The following is an 18943-nucleotide window of genomic DNA, read 5'->3' as shown; positions in this document are numbered from 1 at the left end:
GGGCCGGGGCAGCGGACGCGTCCGCTCAGTCCGTGCTGGACCGGCCGAGGCAGGCGCCGCACTCGCCCTCGACCTCGAGGATGCGGCTCGTTGGCTTGAAGCCGGCCTTGGCCAGGGTGCGGCCGAGCTGATCCTCCACTTCCGGCGAGGTAGTCTCGTCGATGGTGCCGCAGTTCCGGCAGATCAGGAAGACGAGGCCGGCGCCGTCGGTGTGGGAATGCCCGCAGGACACGAAGGCGTTGCGGCTGGCGATCCGGTGCACCAGCCCGTGCTCGGTGAGGAAGTCCAGGGCGCGGTAGACCGAGACCGCGGCCACTCGCCGTCCCGGCTCGCTCAGGGCCTCGGCGATGTCGTAGGCGCCCATCGGCCGCGTCTGCCCCGCCACGGCCGCCAGCACGTCGCGACGCAGGCGGGTGAATTGCAGGTCGCGCTCGCGACACAAGCGCTCCGCCCGGGCGATCGCTTCCTCCGCCCCGCCGCAGCCGTGGTCATGCGTCGCCGCATGGTCGTGCATGATCTGCCCCGTGAACCCGGCCCGTTGAACTGCCCGAGTGTTACAGTGTATCACCGCCAACATAAGCCGGCGCTCCCGTTCGGGCAAATGATCCCTCCGTGACTCGAGACCCGCGCCCCCCCGCCTCCCTCCGCCGCTCGCTGTTCCAGGCCGGCGCGTCCCTGCGCTTCGCGGTGGCACTGGTCCTGACCCTCTTGCTCTGGGCCGCCATCCTATGGGCTTCCCGATGAGTCCTGATTATGAGTTGTGATCTGCCCGGCGCCATCACGCTCCACGGGCTGACCCTGGGCTACGACCGCCACCCGGCGGTACATCACCTCGACGGAGTCATCCCACCCGGGGCCCTCCTCGCGTTGGTCGGGCCGAACGGGGCCGGCAAGTCGACCCTCCTGAAGGGCATCGTCGGCGAAATCCCCTGCCTCGAGGGCCGGATCGCCCGTCCGGGCCTGGATGAGGCCATCGCCTACCTGCCGCAGGCGGCGGAGATCGACCGCAGCTTTCCCCTCAGCGTCCTGGATCTCGTGGCCATGGGCCTGTGGCGGCGCCTCGGTCCCTGGCGGAGCGCGCGTCGGCATCGGGCGACGCTGCTGGACGCCCTCGCCGCCGTCGGCCTCGCCGGATTCGAGACGCGCCTGATCGGCACCCTGTCGGGCGGCCAGTTCCAGCGCGCCCTGTTCGCGCGCCTGATCGTGCAGGAGGCCCGCGTTCTCCTCCTCGACGAGCCCTTCACGGGGGTCGACGGACGCACCACGGCCGACCTCCTGGCCCTGGTCCGCGCCTGGCACGGGCAGGGACGCACCATCGTGGCCGCCCTTCACGATCTCGGACAGGTGCGGAGCCACTTCCCGCACACGCTCCTGCTCGCGCGGGAGGGCGTGGCCTGGGGACCGACCGAGCGGGTGCTCACGCCCCAGAACCTCGCCCGTGCCCAGAGCCTGTCGGAGGCCTGGGACGAGGATGCCGCCGTCTGCGGCCGGCACGAAGCGCCGGGCCCGTCCCACGGGCATGGCCATGACCAGGACCATCATCACGACCACAGCCATGATCACGATCAGGGTCATGACCACGGTCAGGGTCATGACCACGGCGCCGACCGGCGCCCCGCGCATCCGCGCGACCACGGCCACGGGGTGGCGCGCGACCGGGGGCATGCCGCGTGATCGACCTCCTGTTCGGTCCCTTCCTCGAATTCGGCTTCATGCGCCGGGCCCTGGTGGGCTGCCTCGCCCTGTCGCTCTCGGCCCCGCCCGTCGGCGTGTTCCTGATGCTGCGGCGCATGAGCCTGATGAGCGACGCCATGAGCCACGCGATCCTTCCCGGGGCGGCGGTGGGCTTCCTGGTGGCGGGGCTGTCCCTGCCGGCCATGACCCTGGGCGGCCTCGTGGCCGGCCTCGCGGTGGCGCTGATGGCGGGGCTCGTCACCCGCTCCACCGTGATCAAGGAGGATGCGAGCCTCGCGGCCTTCTACCTGATCTCGCTGGCTGGCGGCGTCCTGCTGGTCTCCCTGCGCGGCTCGCAGATCGACCTGCTGCACATCCTGTTCGGCAGCGTCCTCGCCCTCGACGATCCGGCCCTCTGGCTCCTGGGCGGCATCGCCACCGTGACGCTGTTCGGGCTGGCGGCGATCTACCGGCCCCTGGTGATGGAATGCGTCGACCCGCTGTTCCTGCGCACGGTCAGCCGGGCCGGCGGCCCGGTGCACTACGCCTTCCTCGGCCTCGTGGTGATGAACCTCGTCGGCGGCTTCCAGGCCCTCGGCACGCTGCTGGCGGTGGGGCTGATGCTGCTGCCGGCCATCACGGCACGGTTCTGGGCGGCGGACCTGTCGGGCATGATCCCAGTCTCGATCCTGATCGCGATGTTGTCGAGCGTGGTCGGGCTCAGCGTGTCCTACCAGGCCGATCTTCCGACCGGGCCCGCGATCGTGCTCGCGGCGGGCGGCTTCTACCTGGTGTCGATGCTGATTGGGCGCCGGGGCGGCCTGGTCCGCCGGCTGGTACGGGCGCGCCATCTCGAGGCCTGACCGGCGAAGGGTCGCTCGAGGCGCATCGGCCCGCAGCGCGGCACGCCGTCAGAGGTTGAACAGGCTCATGAGGCCGGAGATGATGGCGTAGACGAAGCCGGCATTGAGAAGGACTCCCACCGCCCCGATGGCGAGTCCGCCCAGGACCACGACGCCGTCCCGCTCGACGAGGCCGAGGCCGACGAGGCAGATGGCGAGGCCGAGGGGGATCTGCCCCACGATCGGCGCGGCCACGATCAGGGCCAGCGACAGGGTGAGCAGGATGAGGCCGACGCCGCGCATACCGAGGGCGGTCTCGAACAGGCTCATGCGTGGACGCGACCAGTGCTCGAGTCGGCGCAGCAGCGGCACGGCCCGGTTGGCGGCCCGCTCGACGTCGCTGCGGGCGACGGACCGGCTCAGCAGCGCGCGGGGCAGCCAGGGGGAGGCCATGCCGGCCGTGATCTGGATGGCCACCAGCAGCAGCAGCAGGCCGCAGACCAGGGGGATCGGCGGCGGCATCGGCAGGCAATTGGGCAAGCCGAGGATCACGATGAGGAGCGCGAAGGCGCGATCCTTCAGGACGGCGACGATCTCGCCGACGGTCAGCCGTTCCCCTTCCTGCTCGGCGAGCACGGTGAGAACCTCGGAAGTTCTGGCAGCTGGTGACAAGAAAGCTCGGCCATTGGCGACGGTCCTGAGCCGGGCTGTAGCCGAGATGGGCGCCAAGGCCAAGCGGCGCTTCCGCGCGCCGGGAGGGCAGCGAAACGCGGTCGTCGCACGGTTCGCCGTACCGGAGACGAGGGCCCACGCGCCACCAATCAATTTGAGGTTGCGAAAACTTAGATCGCTTTCTCTAAGGTATTTTGATCGGGTTTTGTTTTCGAAGAACTGTGATAAATGCAACTGTTGTTAGATCAATATTGGAGGACTTAAATTTTCAATTGCTCTCTCTGTTCGACGCCATGACAATCAGGCCGTCATTGGAGTCGAACGTGGGACGCCTGTGCGAGCGACGGCCACAGCCTTGTCCGACAGCAAGTGGAAGCGCGGGCGGTTCGTCGGGCCGGCCGCCTGCGCCGCCTTCCTTCTCGGCACGCCGGTCTCGGCATCCTCGCAGACCTTGGCATCATCACAGGCCTCGGAATCCTCGCCAGCCTCGATCCTCCTGTTCGGCAGCCTGGAGGCGAGCCCCGCCGTCTTCGTGACCACCGGGGCGAAGCTGGCGCTGGACCGGGTCGACCGGGAAGGCTTCGTGGCCCTGGGGAGCCTCGGCGGCCAGCGCCGCCGCGAGGGCGCCCTCACGCGCGACACCGCGGTCGGTGCGGTCGTGCTCGGCTATCAGTGGTTTCCCGGTTGGGGCGTCGTGGCCGCCTACGTGGGCCCGGAAGGGTCGATGGAGGCGGTGTCGGGCTGCGGCTGCGCCCGGGCCCTGCCACCCCGCTTCGGCCTGCGCCTCCACGGCGAGGTCTGGGCCCATCCCACCGACGCGACCCTGTTCACCGCCACGCTGGTCACCGGCACCACCCGCATGAGCGCCTGGGGCCGCCTCGCCTGGGGCTATCGGCACTGGGACGCCTATCTCGGACCGGAATTCGCTTTCTACGGGGACGAGACCGGCTACCGGAAATGGACGGTCGGTCTGCACGCGACGGATTTCGCCCTCGGACGCTTCCACGTGCGCCTCTCCGCGGGTCTGCAAATCGCCGGCGATCAGGACCCCGGCCCCTACCTCACCCTTTCCGTCTGGACGCCGTGGTAGCCGTATCCCGGGCCGGCCGGCGGGCGGGGTCGGACCGGGGCGCGGCCAGGGCGAGGCTGCCCTGGTCGGCCGGGGCGGCCGAGGGCGCGGCGTCGAGCCCGTCGAGGAAGCGCGCCGCATCGTCGAGGATCGCGGCCCGCTTCGTCGGATCCATGCGCGCCAGGGTGCGGTAGGGCATGGCGAGGCGCGGATTGTCCGCCAGGCGTTCCGCGTGCCGGATGAGGAAGTTCCAGTAGAGATAGTTGAACGGGCAGGCCGAGGGACCGGACTTCTTGGCCACGTCGTAGGCGCAGCCCCGGCAGTAATCCGACATGCGGTTGATATAGGCGCCCGAGGCCGCATAGGGCTTCGAGCCCATCACGCCGCCATCGGCCCAGAGCACCATGCCGTGGACGTTGGGCAGTTCGACCCACTCGTAGGCATCGGCATAGACGACGAGGTACCATTCCTCGACCTGGGCCGGCGCGATCCCGGCAAGGAGCGCGAAGTTGCCCGTCACCATCAGGCGCTGGATGTGGTGGGCGTAGGCATGGGTGCGGGTGGCGCCGATGCACTGCGCCAGGCAGTTCATCGCGGTCTCGCCCGACCAGTAGAACCACGGCAGGTCGCGGGTGGCCGCGAGGGCGTTCGACGCCGCGTAGTCCGGCATCCGGGCCCAGTACAGGCCGCGCACGTATTCGCGCCAGCCGAGGATCTGGCGGATGAAGCCCTCGACGCAGTGGAGCGGCGCCGCGCCCGCGCGGTAGGCCCGCTCCGCCGCCCGGCAGACCTCTTCGGGCGTGAGGAGCCCGGCATTCAGCGCCGGCGCGATCAGCGCGTGGTACAGGAAAGGCGCGTCCGCGCGCATCGCGTCCTGATAGTCGCCGAAGGTCGGCAGGCCGACGGCGAGGAAGTGCTTGAAGGCGGTGATGGCCTCGGCCCGGGTGACCGGCCAGGCGAAGGCGTCGGTCTCGCCGAAATGGTCCGCGAACGCGTGCTCGACCAGGGCGATGACCTCCACGGTCACAGCATCGGGCGGGAAGCCGACGCGCTCGGGCACGACGTGGCCCTTCGGCAGACCCTTGCGATTCTCGGGGTCGAAGTTCCAGCGGCCGCCGGTCGGCTCGCTTCCCTCCATCAGCAGGCCGGTGCGGCGGCGCATGCCGCGGTAGAACGTCTCCATGCGCAGGCTCCGCCGGTCGCCGGCCCAGGCGGCGAAGTCGGCGCGGGGGCAGAGGAAGCGGTTGTCGTCGCGGATCTCCACGGGCGGGCCAAGATCGGCGCGCCAGCCCTGCATCATCTCCCAGACCCGCCACTCGCCGGGCTCGGTGACGACGACGCGGTCGACGGCGTGGCGCGCGACCGCGCGTTCCAGCTCGCCGGTGAAGCTGCCGGTGTTGCCCGGCGCGTCGAGGCGGACATAGTCGACGGCGATGCCCTCCGCCTCCAGCTCCGCCGCGAAGTGCCGCATCGCCGAGAACAGGAAGGCGATCTTCTGCTTGTGGTGGCGCACGTAGGTGGCCTCGGCGCGCACCTCGACCATCAGGACCACGTCGTGATCCGGATCGAGATCGGTGAGGGTGGCGATGCGGCGGGTGAGCTGGTCGCCGAGGAGGAAGCGGAGCGTGCGGATGGGGATCAGCCCTCGGCCTGCCGACGGCGCGGCCGGGCGTCCCGCTGCGCGCACCGGCCGGGTACGGGCAGCCTCGCCTCGTCGGTGACGAAGTCCCGCCTCATCGCCGCTCCCGCCTCATGTCCGCTCCGCCGTCATGCCCGCTCCCAATTCGCTCCCGATCGGTTAGGTATGGCGGGTGCCGGGGACGGGGAGCCGTCCTTGCGCGGGATCGACCGATCCGTGACGTCGCAGGACCGTCGGGAGCCGCATGAAGTTCGCCTTTGCCGGAATCGATTTCCTCGGCGGCGTGTTCGAGGCCCTGATCGGGGCGGGCTGGACGCCGATCAAGCTGTTCACCCGGCCCTGCGACGGGATCTACGACCACAACGAGGCGGTGGTGGCCCAGGCCCGCCGCCACCGCGTGCCGATCCAGATCTCGCGGATGCGGCCGGAGGACCTCGCCGGGCTCGCAGAGACGCAGGGCCGGGACTGGGCCCTGGTGGTGGCCGGCTATCCCTGGCTGATCCGGGGCTGGCGGGGCCAAGCCGCCTACGCGCTCAATTTCCACCCCTCCCCGCTTCCCCTGGGCCGCGGGCCCTACCCGCTGTTCAAGGCAATCAGCGACGGGCAGCCGGACTGGGGCGTCACCGCCCACGTCCTCGCCGAGGACGGCTTCGACACCGGCGACATATTGGCCCAGGAGCGCTTCCCGCTCGCAGCCCTGGAATCGCACGAGACCCTGCTCGCCAAGTGCCAGATGGCGGCGCGCCGCATCGCCGCCGGCCCCATCGCCCGGGACCTGCCCGCCCTCTGGCGCACGCCCGCCCCCCAGGGCACCGGCTCGTACTGGCCGCGGGTGACGGATGCGGACCGCACCCTGGATTTCCGCTCCGAGATCGAGGCGATCCTGCGCCGGGTCCGGGCCTTCGGCACGATCGAGACGATCGCCCGGGTCGGCGAATCCCGGGTCTACGTGGCGGCGGCCGAGGGCTGGCGCGAGGCGCATCGCCATGCGCCCGGGACGGTGGTGCAGCGCTACCGCCGCCACGTCGTCATCGCCGCCCGCGACGGCTACATCCAGCTCAACCGCTGGAGCCCGGTCCCGGCCAGCGAGGCCGGACAGCTGGGGCGGTAGGCCGCCCTCCCTCGAAGCGACACCCCCACGAGAGCGATCGAGCAGATCCCATGGCGCGGATGCGCAAGAAGGCCGACCTGCCCACCAAAATCTGCGTCCAGTGCGGCAAGCCGTTCGCGTGGCGCAAGAAGTGGGAGCGGGTCTGGGACGAGGTCCGCTACTGCTCGGACCGCTGCCGGGCCGAGGCCAAGCGCGCGCCGGCGCGGGCGGCGCAGGACTGAGACCTCACCCGAGGGCCGCGAGACCGTCCGGCGTATCGACGTCGAGGCCGACGCCCACATCCATCGGGCATTCGAGCACGTCGGCGCGTCCGGCGAGCAGGCGCCCGGCGCCCTGGTCGCCCGAGAGGCCGGCGAGGGCCGGGGCCAGGCGATCCAGGTTCAGGAGGACCGGGTTGCCGCGCCGGCCGGCATGGACCGGCACGACGGCCGATGGGGCCGGGTCCGCCCGGCGGAAGGCGTCGGCCAGGTCGGTGAGGTGGCGGGCGGTCACGCGCGGCATGTCGCCGAGGAGCACGATCGCGCCGCCGAGCCCCGCCGGCAGGGCCGCGAGGCCGGCCTGGAGCGAGGTGGCGAGGCCGTCCGCATAGGCCGGGTTCACGACCCGGGCGAGAGCGAGCCCGCCGAGGGCGTCGCCGACCCGGTCGGCATGGGCGCCGAGCACCGCCACCACCGGGCCGAGCCCGGAGGCGAGCGCGGCCTCCGCGGCGTGGCGCACGAGCGGCCGCCCGGCGAGCGGCTGCAGCAGCTTCGGCTCGGCGCCGAAGCGCGTCCCGCGCCCGGCCGCCAGCAGGATGAGTCCCAATTCAGGCATCGTTCTCACGCATCGTCATCGGCCGGGTCGCCACCGGACCGGGGCTGGGGCCGCGACACGATCTCCATGAGGAGCCCGCCGACGCCGAGGGTGACGATGTCGGCCCGGGTCACGGCGAGGCCGGCGAGCAGCCGGTGCAACACCCAGTCGAAGCCGTTCTCCTTGGGCGAGCGCGCGCAGCCCGGCGCGCCGATGACCGGCACGGCGGCGACCCGTCCGACCAGGAGGAGGTTGCCCGGGTCCACCGGCATCCCGAGATGCTCGACATGCCCGCCCGCCGCCTCGATCCCGGCGGGAATCACGTCGCGCCGGTCGGCGATGGCCGAGGCGCCGAACACCACGACCAGCTCGGCGCGATCCTCGGTGACGGCCGCCCGGATCGCCTCGGCCACGGCCTCGCGGCGATGGGGCACCCGGGCGTCGGTGACGAGGTCGGCCCCCGTTGGGGCGAGGCGGTGGCGCAGGCTGGCCAGCGTCTTGTCGATGGTCGCCGGCTTCAGGCCGGGCAGCAGGGTCGAGACCACGGCGACCCGGGTCAACCGGTAGGGCGCCACCGCGAGCGCCCCAGCGGGCGCGGCGCCACAGGCCCGGTCGAGGGCTGCGCCCGGGACCGCGTAGGGGATGATCTTCACCGTGGCGACCATCTCGCCGGCCACCACCGGCTTGTAGGGCGCGAGCGTCGCCACCGTGATCGCCTCGTCTACACCGTTGACGGCGTCGATGGCGGCCCGGTCGATGTGCAGGAGCCCGGCGGTCGCCGCGTGCAGGTTGCAGCGGCCGGTAAAGGGCCGTTCGCGGTCCAGGTGCGGACCGGCGAGATGGGCGGCGAGGCGTTCGGCCGCCAGATCCTCGGCCACGTCGCCCGGCTCGAGGGTGACGGCCACGAGCTCGGACAGCCCGGCGGCGGCGAGGCGCGCGGCGTCCTCGGCCGGGATCACCCGGCCCTTGCGCAGGGTCACGTCGTGGGACCGCACCGTATGGGCGGCGATCAGCCCGGCGGCCTCGCGCGTCGGGACAGATCCGAACTTCACGCGGCGGCTCCGCTGCGGGGGGTGCGCTGCGCCGCGATGATCTGCGCCAGGATCGAGACCGCGATCTCGGCCGGGCTGACCGCCTGGATGGGAAGGCCGATCGGCGCCGCGATCCGGCCGATCTCAGTCTCCGAGAACCCGGCCTGGGCCAGCCGGGCGACGCGGGCCGCATGGGTTTTGCGGGAGCCGAGGGCCCCGACATAGAAGCACCCCGCCCGGAGCGCGGCGACCAGGGCCGGGTCATCGATCTTCGGGTCGTGGGTCAGGGCCGCCACGGCGCAGTAGCGGTCAAGGGGCGGAACCGGCCCGGCCAGGGCGTCGTCCGGCCATTCGGCCACGAGGTCGATGCCGGGGAAGCGCTCCGGCGTGGCGAAGGCGGTGCGCGGATCGATGACGGTGACGGCGAGGTCGAGGGCGCGGGCCATCGGGCAGAGGGCCTGGCTGATATGCACGGCGCCGATCACCACCAGGCGCACCGGGGGCGCCTGCACGGTGAGGAAGACGGAGTGGCCGTCCGCCTCGGCGAGGCCGCTCTTGCCGGAGGCAAGGTGCCGGGCGAGGAGGTCGGCCAGGGGATCGCCGGCGATCTCGGCCTCGCGCACCACCCGCTGGGCCCCACCGTCGAGGTCGGTCACCAGGATGGCGGCGCGGCGCGCAGCGCGCTCGGCGTTGAGGATCGCGAGGGTCTCGAGCTGCATGCCGGCGCCTCAGGCCACGGGCTCGACGTAGACGCGGATGCGCCCGCCGCAGGACAGGCCGACCCGCCAGGCGGTCTCGTCGGCCACCCCGAACGCGATGACCCGCGCCTGCCCGTCGGCGATCGCCTCCAGGCCTTCGGTGATCACCGCGCCCTCGACGCAGCCGCCCGAGACCGAGCCGAGGAAGTTGCCCTCGCCGTCGACGACGAGGTGGCTTCCCACCGGACGGGGCGCCGAGCCCCAGGTCTCGATGACGGTGGCGAGCGCCACCGCGCGACCCTCGCGCCGCCAGGCTTCGGCCGCGCCGAGGATGTCGTTGTCGGTGGAAAGCATGGTCCTGACGAACTCCGGCGCGGGATCGCACCCGCCACGTGAAACATGGCGGGAAACCCGGGAACATGGAGGGAAACCCGGGAAAAACAGGTAAGGTCCCGCGCCGCCGTGGCAATGCGAGCCCTGCGGCGCGGGAATCGGGGCGTGACTTCCCGCACCGACCGGGCAGCCCTATCGTGCGGCCACGCCCACCCGCCTCGATGGACCCGTGCCCCGATGCCCAGCCTCCGCGCCACCGCCTGCGCCCTCGCCGGCCTTCTGATGGGTTCGGCGACCGGCTCCGCCGAGGCGCAGGTCCGGATCGGCCTGTCGGCGCCGCTGACCGGCCCGGACGCCGCCTTCGGACAGGGCCTGCGGCTCGGGGCCGAACTGGCTGTGGCCGACCTCAACCGGGCCGGCGGCGCCAACGGTCAGCGCCTCGTCCTGGTGGTGGCCGACGATGCGGGCGAGGGCAAGCAGGGCCTCGCCGTCGCCCGGCGGTTCGCCGCCGAGCGGGTCGGCCTCATGGTCGGCCCCTTCAATGCCGGTGTCGCGGGCCTGGCGATGCCGGTCTACGAGGAGGCCGGCATCGTCGCGGTGACGCCGGGCACCGGCTCCGCCGCCCTGACGGCCAAGGGCCTCTGGAACGTCTTCCGCACCGTGCCGAACGAGGCCGAGCAGGCGCGGCTCGCCGGCGCCTACCTCCTCGGCCATCACGGCGGCCAGCGCATCGCCCTCGTGCACGACAAGAGCCCGTTCGGACGCAGCCTCGCGGAGGGCGTGAGCCGCGTCCTCAAGGCGGCCGACCAGCCGGAGGCGGCCTTCGAGACCCTGAGCCGCGGCGAACGCGACGTCTCCGGACTGGTGGCGCGCCTGAAGCGGGCGCGCGTCGAGGTGGTGTATTTCGGGGGGCTCGCGCCGGACGCGGCCGTGCTCCTGCGCGGCCTGCGCGACGCCGGTGTGACCGCGCCCCTGGTGGGCAGCGACGGACTCCTCGATCCGGCCTTTCCCCAGGCCGCCGGGCCGGCTGCCGAGGGCACGGTGATGACCCTCCCGGCCGACCCGCCCCGGCTGCCCGAGCCCAAGGCGCCCGACGCGAAGGCGCCCGACGCGAAGGCCTCCCCCATGAAGACGGCCAAGGGGCCGCGCAGCCCGGAGGCGAACGCCGTGGCCGCCCAGGCCTACGCGGCCGTCGAGGTCCTGCGCCAGGGAATCCTCGGCGCCGGATCGGCGGACGGCCGGGCGGTGGCGGCCTACCTGCATCAGGGCCGGACCCTGCGGACGATCCTCGGCGACCTCGCCTACGATGCCAGGGGCGACCTCAAGCCCGATCCCCGTCGTCCCGCCACCATCCTGCAGGCCTGGAAGCGGATGCCGGACGGGCGGATCGACTTTTCCGGCAACGACGTCACGCCCTGACGCGTGACCGGCCGCCACCGGCGGAGCACGCGGTCCGGCCGAGCGCGCGACGCCTCGACATCACCGGCCGCAAAGCGTGAAATCCCGCGTCGAATCTTGATTTTCTAGAATCCCCGTGAGGATTGTTCCGGGTTCACCACCGGGCTGCATCGGGAAAAGCTTGCTTCCAGCCGGTGCGGACATTATGTCGGGGCAACGCTCGCCGGTGTTGCGCATCCGATGGGATCGGACCCGCCGCCCGCCGCGTTTTGCCGAACGGCTTCGTTTTGTGTCCCGGGTCGCCCCATTCAGGCCGTCCGGCTGGAGAGTGTGGATGGCAAAAGAAGAGTTGATGCAGTTCGACGGTCTCGTGATCGAGATCCTGCCGGACGCGCGCTACCGCGTGCAGCTCGATCAGGGGCACGAGATCGTGGCCTACACGGCCGGCAAGATGAAGAAGAACCGCATCAAGACTCTGGCCGGCGACCGCGTCACCGTCGAGATGTCCCCCTACGACCTGGAGAAGGGCCGCCTCGTGTTCCGACACAAGGACGAGCGCTCCGCCGGTCCGCGCCCGCCGATGCGCGGCCAGTTCCGCCGCCGCTGATCGTCCGAGCGTCCCGCCGATGCCTCCCCCCGGGAGGCATCGCTGTTTTGGACCCTCCGGCGCGTGGTTCAGCGAACCGGGCGAAGGTGTTGGACCGACTTCGTTCCACCCGTCCGGCGTCTCTCGGGCGCGCGTCCCCGCTCCGGGAAGGCGCGGGAACAGGGCGGAGCTTGCGACCGAACCGCAGGGGCACGCCCCCCGTCCCAAACCTCGCCCCTACGCAGAGGCGGCCTTTTCGGTCCCTGCCGACCGACTCGGCGCAATGCGCAGGACCTGGTCCCTGCCGGTCCCGGACCTACTTCCCGAACCGCTCGAATTTCGGGAAGCTCCGGGTCATCAGGGCACCGGCGTCCGAGCGGTGACCCAGCCACTTCTCCAGGATCCCCGCATGGGCGAGGCGCGCCTCGCCGCCCGCCTCGCGCCAGGGCAGGCCCTCGGCCAGGGTGAAGACATGGGCGTCGGTGAGGGTGGTCTGGCGGCAGCGCTGCAGGCGCACGCCCTTGCCGCGCACCATCTCGGGCAATTCGCTCAAGGGGAAGACCAGCATCAGCCGGTCGGCACTGCACACCGCCACGTGGTCGCCGGTCGCCGGCACCAGCACGGCGGCCGTCGCCGGCGCGTCGAGGCCCATGATACCCTTGCCCTTGCGGGTGTTGGCGACGAGCGCATCGGCCGGCGCCAGGAAGCCGCGCCCGTCCGTGGCCGCGACCAGGACCTTGGCGCCCGGCTGATAGGGGATGGCCGCGACGATCTCGGTGCCGTCGTCGAAATCCACCATCAGGCGGATCGGGTCGCCGAAGCCGCGCCCGCCCGGCAGCTTGGCCGCCTCCAGGGTGAAGACCTTGCCGTTCGAGGCGAGCACCAGGATCTTGGCCGTGGTCTCGCTCGGGAAGGCGAGCTTGAGGCCGTCATCGCCCTTGAAGGCGACGCCGGACAGGTCGGCGACGTGGCCCTTGAGCGCCCGGATCCAGCCCTTGTTGGAGACGATCACGGTGATCGGCTCGCGCTCCACCATGGCGGCCGCGAAGTCGATGCCGGCGGTGTCGGGCGGATTCTCCAGGGTGGTGCGGCGGGCGCCGATCTTGGTCTCGGGGCCGAAGGTCTTCTTCACCGCGCGGATCTGCTTGGTGATGTCGGCCCATTGCAGCTTGTCGGAGCCGAGCAGGCCCTCGATCCCCTCCTTCTCCTGCGTCAGCGCGTCAAGCTCGCGCTTCATCTCCATCTCCTCGAGCTTGCGCAGGGAGCGCAGGCGCGTGTCGAGGATGGCGTTGGCCTGGATCTCGGTGAGCTCGAACCGCTTCATCAGGGCGGGCTTCGGCTCGTCCTCCTCGCGGATGATCCGGATGACCTCGTCGAGGTCGAGATAGACGATGAGCAGGCCGCCCAGGATCTCCAGGCGGCGGTCGATCTGGCCGAGGCGGTGGCGCGAGCGGCGCTGGAGCACGACGCGGCGGTGGTCGAGCCACTCGCGCAGGGCTTCGGCGAGGCCGATGACGCGGGGCACGAGGCCGCCCACCAGCACGTTCATGTTGAGCGAGATGCGCGATTCGAGCTCGGTGAGCCGGAACAGCGATTCCATCAGGATGACGGGATCGACGTTGCGGGCCCGCGGCTCCAGCACGATGCGCACGTCCTCGGCCGATTCGTCGCGCACGTCGGCCAGCAGCGGCAGCTTGCGCTCCTGCAGCAGCTCCGCGAGCTTCTCGATCAGGCGCGCCTTCTGCACGCCGTAGGGGATCTCCGTGACCACGATGGTCCAGGTGCCGCGGCCCAGATCCTCCTTGGCCCAGCGGGCGCGCACGCGGAAGCCGCCGCGCCCGGTGCGGTAGGCCTCGGTGATCGATTCGGCGCTGTCGATCAGGATGCCGCCGGTGGGGAAGTCCGGCCCCTTCACGAAGGTCAGGAGCTGGGCGGAGGTCGCCTCCGGATGGGTGATGAGATACAGCGCCGCGTCGCAGAGCTCGGCCGCGTTGTGGGGCGGGATCGAGGTCGCCATGCCCACCGCGATGCCCTGGCTGCCGTTGGCGAGCAGGTTCGGGAAGGCGGCGGGGAGCACCACCGGCTCCTCCTCCTGCCCGTCGTAGTTCGGGCGGAAATCCACCGAATCGTCGTCGAGGCCCTCGAGGAGGAGGCGCGCCACCTCCGTCATCCGGGCCTCGGTGTAGCGCTGGGCGGCGGCGTTATCGCCGTCGATGTTGCCGAAGTTGCCCTGGCCGTCGACCAGCGGGTAGCGCTGCGCGAAGTCCTGCGCCATGCGCACCAGGGCGTCGTAGGCCGCCGTGTCGCCGTGCGGATGGTACTTGCCGATGACGTCGCCGACGATGCGGGCGCATTTCTTGAAGGCCGAGCTGGGGTCGAGCTTCAGCAGCCGCATGGCGAACAGGATGCGGCGATGGACCGGCTTCAGCCCGTCGCGGGCATCGGGCAGCGCCCGGTGCATGATCGTCGAGAGCGCGTAGGCGAGGTAGCGATCCTCCAGCGCGGTCTTCAGCTCGACGCTCTCGATGCCATCGGGATCCGATGGCGGCTCGAAGGGCTGGCCCATCACGAACTCCCGGGCCGCACACGACCCAAATCAGAACAAAGCACGAACGGAATTTAGGCGTTTCCCGTGCCCAATGCAACGAAGCGCGTCCGCTCCTCGGGCACGGGGATCGCACGCGGTCCCCAGATGTGCTGGTCGAGGAAGTACCCCGTCAAGGTAAACCCCTCGGTAACGTCCCGGGCGTCCGGCGTCATCGGCAGCCCCGTGCCGGGGGCGCGCTCGCGCAGGAAGTCCGGCAGCGCCAGCAGCTTGTCGCGATAGGGCTCGCCGGCCGAGGCGCTCACCGCCCGCCCGCTGCGGGGCGAGACGTAGATCAGCGCGTCGTTGCCTCCCGTGGCGGCGCAGGCCGCCAGGTCGAGCCCGAAGCCGAGTTCGACCAGGAGGGCGAGCTCGAAGCGCACCATCAGCGGCGGGGCGATGTCCGGGTCGTCCAGGTGCGCGACCAGCAGTCCGGCCGCCGCGAACAGCTCGGGATGGGGGTCGCGCTCGGGCAACAGCCGGAGCAGGCCCGCGAGGTGGCTCATGCCGTAGAGGGCGAGCCCCGACCCCATCAGCCGGGCGGCGACGGATTCGATGGGCTCCACCACGAAGGCGCCCAGGCTCTCGTCGAGGCGCGCCCGCCAGGTGGCCTGCACCCGGTTGCCGGCCTGCAGCACTGGCTGCATCCGGCGCGAGCGGCCGCCATGCACGAGCCCGAGGTGGCGGCCGTGGTTCCGGGTCATGAGTTCGAGGATGACGCTGGTCTCGCCCTGGCGGCGCAAGCCGAGCACCAGGGCCTCGTCGGTCCATTGCATGGGCCGTCTTACGGCGATGTCCCGCCCTTGCAAATGCCTCGGGACGGCGCAGGTTGCATCAATTATCGGACTCGCGCCTGACGCGAACTCCGGTAGGCTCGGCGGGATCCGAATCGAGGCCGCCCCGCCATGTCACGCGCCTGCCCCCTGCCGCGCCTCGGCGTCCTCCTGGCGAGCGTCGCGGGCTCGGCCCTCGCCGGCTGCAGCGCCCGCCCGTCAATCCCGCTTCCGTCCGCCACCGCGCCCCTGCACGAGCGCCTCGCCGCCCTGGCCCTGAGCCGGCCGGAATTCGGATCGCTCTCGCTGATTCCGGTCCGGTTCGCGGAGAGCCGGGCCACCGGGCCCTTCCTCGACGAGGGGCGCACGCTCTACTGCGTGTCGAGCCGGATGCGGGGGCGCACCTTCGGCCGGGCCGAGCGGGCCAAGGTCGTCATCGAGGAGAAGGCCGGGGTCCTGCGCGTCATCGACGAGGACAAGGAGACCTGCGACTTCCACCGCACCGAGCCCCTGCCCGAACTCGAGACGATGGCCGTCGCCAAACCCTGAGGGCCAAACCCTGAGGGCCAAGCCCTGAAAGCCATGCCCTGAGAGTAGAGCGCTGACCCGGAGGAGCCTGCGCCGACGCGTCGTCCCGAGGTCGCGACACTTGCGCCGCGGCGCGCCGGATGATTCGGTGGCGCCATGCCGGACCCCTCCATCGCCCTGAGCCTCGACCTCATCGCCCGTGCCCACCCGGTGCCGGTGGCCGACGATGCCACCGCCCTGGCGCTGATGACCGACGCCGAACTGGCGCCGGGCCTCGCCGCCGCCCTGGCGACGCGCCCCGCCCCGGCGGACGGCCTCTGGGTGTTCGGCTACGGCTCCCTGATCTGGCAGCCGGAATTCGCCTATTCCGAGCGCCGGGTCGGCACGGTGCACGGCTATCATCGGCGCTTCTGCCTGCTCCAGCGCCGGTTCCGCGGCAGCGTCGACAATCCCGGCCTCGTCCTGGCCCTGGATACGGGAGGCGCCTGCGAGGGGGTCGCCTTCCGGCTGACCGGCGCGGAGGCCGCCGAGACCCTGCTGCCGGTCTGGCGCCGGGAGATGCGCGGCAACGGCTATCTCGGGCGCTGGGTCCCGGTGGAGACGGCCGCCGGCACGATCCAGGCGTTGACCTTCCTGGTGAACCCCGAGAGCGACCGCTACACCGGGCCGATCTCGGACGAAGCGATCGCGGACCGGATCGCCGCCGGGGCCGGGCACCTCGGGCCAAGTGCGGAGTACCTGTTCCGCACGGTGGCCGCCTGCCTCGAGGCGGGCATCCGCTGCCCGCACCTGCTGACCCTGCAGGCGATGGTGGCGGAACGCCTGCAGGCGCGGCTCGGGGCCGGGCGCGACGGTCCCTCGGCGGCCGGCGCCTGACGCGCCAGTCCGGAACCGCGGCGGGATCGGTCCGCCGGCACGGGGATGCGGTGTCGGGCGGTCGGATCCTGCACCCCCCGCGGCCCCGACAGAACCCCGATCGGTGACGCGCGCGGCGTTCTGGGCCGGAACGGGCCCGGCGCGACCGTATAGATGATCCGAATTAGTCCACTTAGATCTGACGAAGCCGACAGAGGATGTGATTTAATACATTTTTATTGGCCGCTCCCTAAGACAAGCGGAGACGCGACACGACTGATCAGGCCTATCGATGACATACGGTATCCGCGCCCGCCTCTACGCCGGATTTGGGAGCCTGATCCTGATCACCGGCGGGATTGGCCTGACCGCGCAGTATCAGCTCGGCTCCATCGTGGCTGAATACGCGCGGGTCGCTCGCCTCGAGGAGGGAGCACGCAACGTCTTCTCGCTGAACGGCCTTGCGGAGCGCCTCTCCGGCCAGGCCCTGGAACTGCAGGCGAGCCAGACTCCCGATCAGATCAGCCAGGTCGAGCAGACGCGCCAGGCCATCTCCACCGTGCTCCAGCGCCAGATCGACATCGCCCTCTCCGACGAGCGGCGCGCGCTCTACACCCGCATGCAGGATCAGTCCGCGACCCTGAAGGACGATCTCCAGCGCCTCGGCCAAACCGGAATCACGCTCACGGACAGCAAGGCGGCGCTGTTCAAGACCGGCGATGCCTTGACCCGCGTGAGCGGCCTCCTCGCCACGGAGATCCGCCAGAACGGCTCCGCCGCCGAGGTCAGCCAGGCGGCGCAGATCGACAGCGCGGTGCTGCTGATGCGGGTCGCGAACTGGCGGTTCCTGGCCACCCGCGATCCGAAGGGTCCCGCGACCTTCGCGGCGAACAGCCTGAAGGCGGGCGCCGCGCTGAAGGCGCTGCGCGACCTCGACACGGACGGCACGTTCACGCGCCCGATCAAGCAGCTGCAGGACACGATCGACGCCTATATCGGCGCGTTCAACGCCGCCGCCGCCGCGATCGAGGCGACGCGGGCCGCCCATGACGACGCGCTCAAGCCGCACATGGCGGCGCTGATGCAGGCGGGCCACGAGGTCCGGACGAAGATCGAGGCGGCGGTCGGCGAGATCTCCGCCGCCACCGAGGCGAGCGTCGACCGGGCGCGGGTCCTGCAGCTCGGCCTCATCGCCCTGGCGCTGGCGCTCGGCGGCGCCCTCGCCTTCCTGATCGCGCGCAGCATCATCAGGCCGATCTCCGGCATGACCGAAGCCATGAGCCGCCTGGCCGCCGGCGAGACGGCCATCACGGTGCCCTCGCAGGAGGCCCGGGACGAGATGGGCGAGATGGCCAAGGCCGTCGACGTGTTTCGCCAGAACGCCATCGCGCGCGGCGAGTTGGAGGCGCAGCAGGTCGCCGCGCAGTCGGCCCGCCAGCGCCGGGCGGACCGGGTCGACGGCCTGGTCCAGAGCTTCGAACAGACCATCTCGGGCGCCATCGGCATCGTCACCTCCGCGGCGACCGAACTCGACGCCACGGCCCGCTCGATGACCCATGTGGCGGAGAGCACCAGCGGGCAGGCGCTGGCCTCGAACGCGGCCGCGCAGGAAACCGCCGCGAACGTGCAGACCGTGGCGGCGGCCGCCGAGGAGATGGTCGCGTCCCTGCAGGAGATCGAACGCCAGGTTCAGCAATCGAACGCCGCCGCGGGTGCCGCGGCCCGCGAGGCGGAAGCCACGGACGTCACCATGGGCAGCCTGATCCAGGCCGCCGACCGGATCGGCGAGGCCGTGACGATGATCTCCGGCATCGCCAGCCAGACCAACCTGCTGGCGCTCAACGCCACCATCGAGGCCGCCCGCGCCGGGGAAGCGGGACGCGGCTTCGCGGTGGTGGCCGCCGAGGTCAAGGAGCTCGCCGGCCAGACCGCCCGGGCCACCGACCAGATCGGCGGTCAGATCACGGCGATCCAGCAGGCGACCGCCCAGGCCGTCGCGGCCATCCGCCAGATCGGCCAGACCATCGTGTCGGTGAACGCGATCACCGAGAGCATCGCCGCGACGGTGGTGGAACAGACGGCGGCCACCGGCGAGATCTCCCGCAACGCGGCCGAAGCGGCACGCGGAACCCAGGACGTCTCGCGGAACGTCGCCCAGGTTCTCACCTCCTCCGGCGACACCGGCTCCGCGGCCCAGCAGGTGCTGATGGCGGCGGGCGAACTCTCGGTCCAGTCGGTGAACGTGCGCCAGGAGGTCGAGGGCTTCCTGGCCGCCATCCGCGCGGCGTGAGACGCAGCGTCGGTCGGGCTCACGGCCCGGCCGACGTCGTTCCCCCCAGGCGGTCGGCCCGCGTCGGG

General features: G+C 71.6%; 20 protein-coding genes. 11 read left to right on the top strand and 9 right to left on the bottom strand.

Annotated features, from left to right (window positions below; genetic code table 11):
• Window positions 1–25: 25 nt before the first annotated feature.
• The gene (locus CRT23_RS01970) at window positions 26–514 is read right to left on the bottom strand and encodes a Fur family transcriptional regulator (RefSeq protein ID WP_055947448.1); all 489 of its coding nucleotides are present in this window, start codon (window positions 512–514) and stop codon (window positions 26–28) included.
• A gap of 98 nt (window positions 515–612) precedes the next feature.
• Here CRT23_RS01970 and CRT23_RS29550 point away from each other — a divergent pair, with 98 nt between their 5' ends.
• From CRT23_RS29550 to CRT23_RS01960, 3 genes are read left to right on the top strand one after another with little or no spacing between them, the layout of a single operon-like run.
• Window positions 613–744 carry a hypothetical protein gene (locus CRT23_RS29550; RefSeq protein WP_280137522.1) on the top strand — a complete coding sequence of 44 codons (132 nt, stop codon included), beginning with the start codon at window positions 613–615 and terminating at the stop codon, window positions 742–744.
• Window positions 745–753: 9 nt separating this feature from the next.
• Window positions 754–1674 (top strand): ABC transporter ATP-binding protein, encoded by a 921-nt coding sequence (locus tag CRT23_RS01965; protein WP_103708351.1) that lies wholly within the window; start codon window positions 754–756, stop codon window positions 1672–1674.
• A gap of 38 nt (window positions 1675–1712) precedes the next feature.
• Window positions 1713–2537, top strand: a complete 825-nt coding sequence (locus tag CRT23_RS01960) for a metal ABC transporter permease (RefSeq protein ID WP_103708557.1) — start codon at window positions 1713–1715, stop codon at window positions 2535–2537.
• A 48-nt stretch (window positions 2538–2585) separates the two neighbouring features.
• On the opposite strand, the gene CRT23_RS01955 is transcribed toward CRT23_RS01960, so the two are convergent.
• Window positions 2586–3188, bottom strand: a complete 603-nt coding sequence (locus CRT23_RS01955; RefSeq protein WP_280951941.1) for an exopolysaccharide biosynthesis protein — start codon at window positions 3186–3188, stop codon at window positions 2586–2588.
• A 355-nt stretch (window positions 3189–3543) separates the two neighbouring features.
• Between CRT23_RS01955 and bcsS the strand changes: the two genes are divergently transcribed.
• On the top strand, window positions 3544–4278 hold the full coding sequence (gene bcsS / locus CRT23_RS01950; protein WP_245435905.1) for a cellulose biosynthesis protein BcsS: 735 nt from the start codon (window positions 3544–3546) through the stop codon (window positions 4276–4278).
• On the opposite strand, the gene CRT23_RS01945 is transcribed toward bcsS, so the two are convergent.
• The gene (locus CRT23_RS01945; RefSeq protein ID WP_103708555.1) at window positions 4250–5890 is read right to left on the bottom strand and encodes a cryptochrome/photolyase family protein; all 1641 of its coding nucleotides are present in this window, start codon (window positions 5888–5890) and stop codon (window positions 4250–4252) included. The genes bcsS and CRT23_RS01945 overlap by 29 nt on opposite strands.
• A 250-nt stretch (window positions 5891–6140) precedes the next feature.
• Between CRT23_RS01945 and CRT23_RS01940 the strand changes: the two genes are divergently transcribed.
• Together CRT23_RS01940 and CRT23_RS01935 are read left to right on the top strand one after the other, a co-directional pair.
• Window positions 6141–7007, top strand: coding sequence for a formyltransferase family protein (locus CRT23_RS01940; RefSeq protein ID WP_103708349.1), 867 nt, complete (start codon window positions 6141–6143; stop codon window positions 7005–7007).
• A 50-nt stretch (window positions 7008–7057) separates the two neighbouring features.
• Complete coding sequence (locus CRT23_RS01935) at window positions 7058–7228, top strand: DUF2256 domain-containing protein (RefSeq protein ID WP_181017229.1); 171 nt, start codon at window positions 7058–7060, stop codon at window positions 7226–7228.
• Window positions 7229–7232: 4 nt separating this feature from the next.
• Here the strand turns inward: CRT23_RS01935 and CRT23_RS01930 are convergent, their stop codons facing one another.
• From CRT23_RS01930 to CRT23_RS01915, 4 genes are read right to left on the bottom strand one after another with little or no spacing between them, the layout of a single operon-like run.
• Window positions 7233–7820, bottom strand: coding sequence for a nucleotidyltransferase family protein (locus CRT23_RS01930; RefSeq protein WP_103708348.1), 588 nt, complete (start codon window positions 7818–7820; stop codon window positions 7233–7235).
• Between the two features lie 5 nt (window positions 7821–7825).
• Window positions 7826–8851: a molybdopterin-binding protein gene (locus CRT23_RS01925; RefSeq protein WP_103708347.1), complete on the bottom strand. Its 1026-nt coding sequence runs from the start codon at window positions 8849–8851 to the stop codon at window positions 7826–7828.
• On the bottom strand, window positions 8848–9549 hold the full coding sequence (locus CRT23_RS01920; protein WP_103708346.1) for an XdhC family protein: 702 nt from the start codon (window positions 9547–9549) through the stop codon (window positions 8848–8850). The genes CRT23_RS01925 and CRT23_RS01920 overlap by 4 nt, the downstream gene beginning before the upstream one ends.
• Before the next feature lie 9 nt (window positions 9550–9558).
• A complete protein-coding gene (locus tag CRT23_RS01915; protein ID WP_103708345.1) occupies window positions 9559–9882 on the bottom strand; it encodes an XdhC family protein in 324 nt (107 codons plus the stop codon).
• 216 nt (window positions 9883–10098) lie between these two features.
• Between CRT23_RS01915 and CRT23_RS01910 the strand changes: the two genes are divergently transcribed.
• Both CRT23_RS01910 and infA read left to right on the top strand, forming a co-directional pair.
• Complete coding sequence (locus tag CRT23_RS01910; RefSeq protein ID WP_103708344.1) at window positions 10099–11280, top strand: branched-chain amino acid ABC transporter substrate-binding protein; 1182 nt, start codon at window positions 10099–10101, stop codon at window positions 11278–11280.
• A 313-nt stretch (window positions 11281–11593) separates the two neighbouring features.
• Window positions 11594–11866 carry a translation initiation factor IF-1 gene (gene infA / locus CRT23_RS01905; protein ID WP_055947419.1) on the top strand — a complete coding sequence of 91 codons (273 nt, stop codon included), beginning with the start codon at window positions 11594–11596 and terminating at the stop codon, window positions 11864–11866.
• 295 nt (window positions 11867–12161) lie between these two features.
• Here infA and parC read toward each other — a convergent pair whose 3' ends face one another.
• Both parC and recO read right to left on the bottom strand, forming a co-directional pair.
• Complete coding sequence (gene parC / locus CRT23_RS01900) at window positions 12162–14411, bottom strand: DNA topoisomerase IV subunit A (protein ID WP_103708343.1); 2250 nt, start codon at window positions 14409–14411, stop codon at window positions 12162–12164.
• A gap of 53 nt (window positions 14412–14464) precedes the next feature.
• The gene (gene recO / locus CRT23_RS01895) at window positions 14465–15205 is read right to left on the bottom strand and encodes a DNA repair protein RecO (protein ID WP_103708342.1); all 741 of its coding nucleotides are present in this window, start codon (window positions 15203–15205) and stop codon (window positions 14465–14467) included.
• Between the two features lie 129 nt (window positions 15206–15334).
• On the opposite strand from recO, the gene CRT23_RS01890 reads away from it, so the two are divergent.
• The 3 genes from CRT23_RS01890 (at window position 15335) to CRT23_RS01880 (ending at window position 18875) form a co-directional block, all read left to right on the top strand.
• On the top strand, window positions 15335–15751 hold the full coding sequence (locus tag CRT23_RS01890; protein WP_103708341.1) for a hypothetical protein: 417 nt from the start codon (window positions 15335–15337) through the stop codon (window positions 15749–15751).
• 135 nt (window positions 15752–15886) lie between these two features.
• Entirely contained in the window at window positions 15887–16606 is a 720-nt protein-coding gene (locus tag CRT23_RS01885; RefSeq protein WP_103708340.1) for a gamma-glutamylcyclotransferase, read from the top strand.
• Window positions 16607–16877: 271 nt separating this feature from the next.
• Window positions 16878–18875 carry a HAMP domain-containing methyl-accepting chemotaxis protein gene (locus CRT23_RS01880; RefSeq protein ID WP_103708339.1) on the top strand — a complete coding sequence of 666 codons (1998 nt, stop codon included), beginning with the start codon at window positions 16878–16880 and terminating at the stop codon, window positions 18873–18875.
• Window positions 18876–18943 lie beyond the last annotated feature (68 nt).

Origin of the sequence: Methylobacterium sp. V23, from assembly GCF_002917135.1 — a bacterium.
In the GTDB taxonomy this organism is placed as follows: domain Bacteria; phylum Pseudomonadota; class Alphaproteobacteria; order Rhizobiales; family Beijerinckiaceae; genus Methylobacterium.
The sequence above is the reverse complement of the archived record's forward strand: the minus strand, read 5'-3'. Positions and strand labels throughout refer to the sequence as shown.

Excerpts from the sequence above, each read along its gene's own strand:
- CRT23_RS01970 (WP_055947448.1), bottom strand. The coding sequence starts at position 514 with ATGCACGACCATGCGGCGACGCATGACCACGGCTGCGGCGGGGCGGAG.
- CRT23_RS01965 (WP_103708351.1), top strand. The coding sequence starts at position 754 with ATGAGTTGTGATCTGCCCGGCGCCATCACGCTCCACGGGCTGACCCTG.
- CRT23_RS01960 (WP_103708557.1), top strand. The coding sequence starts at position 1,713 with ATGCGCCGGGCCCTGGTGGGCTGCCTCGCCCTGTCGCTCTCGGCCCCG.
- CRT23_RS01940 (WP_103708349.1), top strand. The coding sequence starts at position 6,141 with ATGAAGTTCGCCTTTGCCGGAATCGATTTCCTCGGCGGCGTGTTCGAG.
- CRT23_RS01935 (WP_181017229.1), top strand. The coding sequence starts at position 7,058 with ATGGCGCGGATGCGCAAGAAGGCCGACCTGCCCACCAAAATCTGCGTC.
- CRT23_RS01930 (WP_103708348.1), bottom strand. The coding sequence starts at position 7,820 with ATGCCTGAATTGGGACTCATCCTGCTGGCGGCCGGGCGCGGGACGCGC.
- CRT23_RS01920 (WP_103708346.1), bottom strand. The coding sequence starts at position 9,549 with ATGCAGCTCGAGACCCTCGCGATCCTCAACGCCGAGCGCGCTGCGCGC.
- CRT23_RS01915 (WP_103708345.1), bottom strand. The coding sequence starts at position 9,882 with ATGCTTTCCACCGACAACGACATCCTCGGCGCGGCCGAAGCCTGGCGG.
- CRT23_RS01910 (WP_103708344.1), top strand. The coding sequence starts at position 10,099 with ATGCCCAGCCTCCGCGCCACCGCCTGCGCCCTCGCCGGCCTTCTGATG.
- infA (WP_055947419.1), top strand. The coding sequence starts at position 11,594 with ATGGCAAAAGAAGAGTTGATGCAGTTCGACGGTCTCGTGATCGAGATC.
- parC (WP_103708343.1), bottom strand. The coding sequence starts at position 14,411 with ATGGGCCAGCCCTTCGAGCCGCCATCGGATCCCGATGGCATCGAGAGC.
- recO (WP_103708342.1), bottom strand. The coding sequence starts at position 15,205 with ATGCAATGGACCGACGAGGCCCTGGTGCTCGGCTTGCGCCGCCAGGGC.
- CRT23_RS01890 (WP_103708341.1), top strand. The coding sequence starts at position 15,335 with ATGTCACGCGCCTGCCCCCTGCCGCGCCTCGGCGTCCTCCTGGCGAGC.
- CRT23_RS01885 (WP_103708340.1), top strand. The coding sequence starts at position 15,887 with ATGCCGGACCCCTCCATCGCCCTGAGCCTCGACCTCATCGCCCGTGCC.
- CRT23_RS01880 (WP_103708339.1), top strand. The coding sequence starts at position 16,878 with ATGACATACGGTATCCGCGCCCGCCTCTACGCCGGATTTGGGAGCCTG.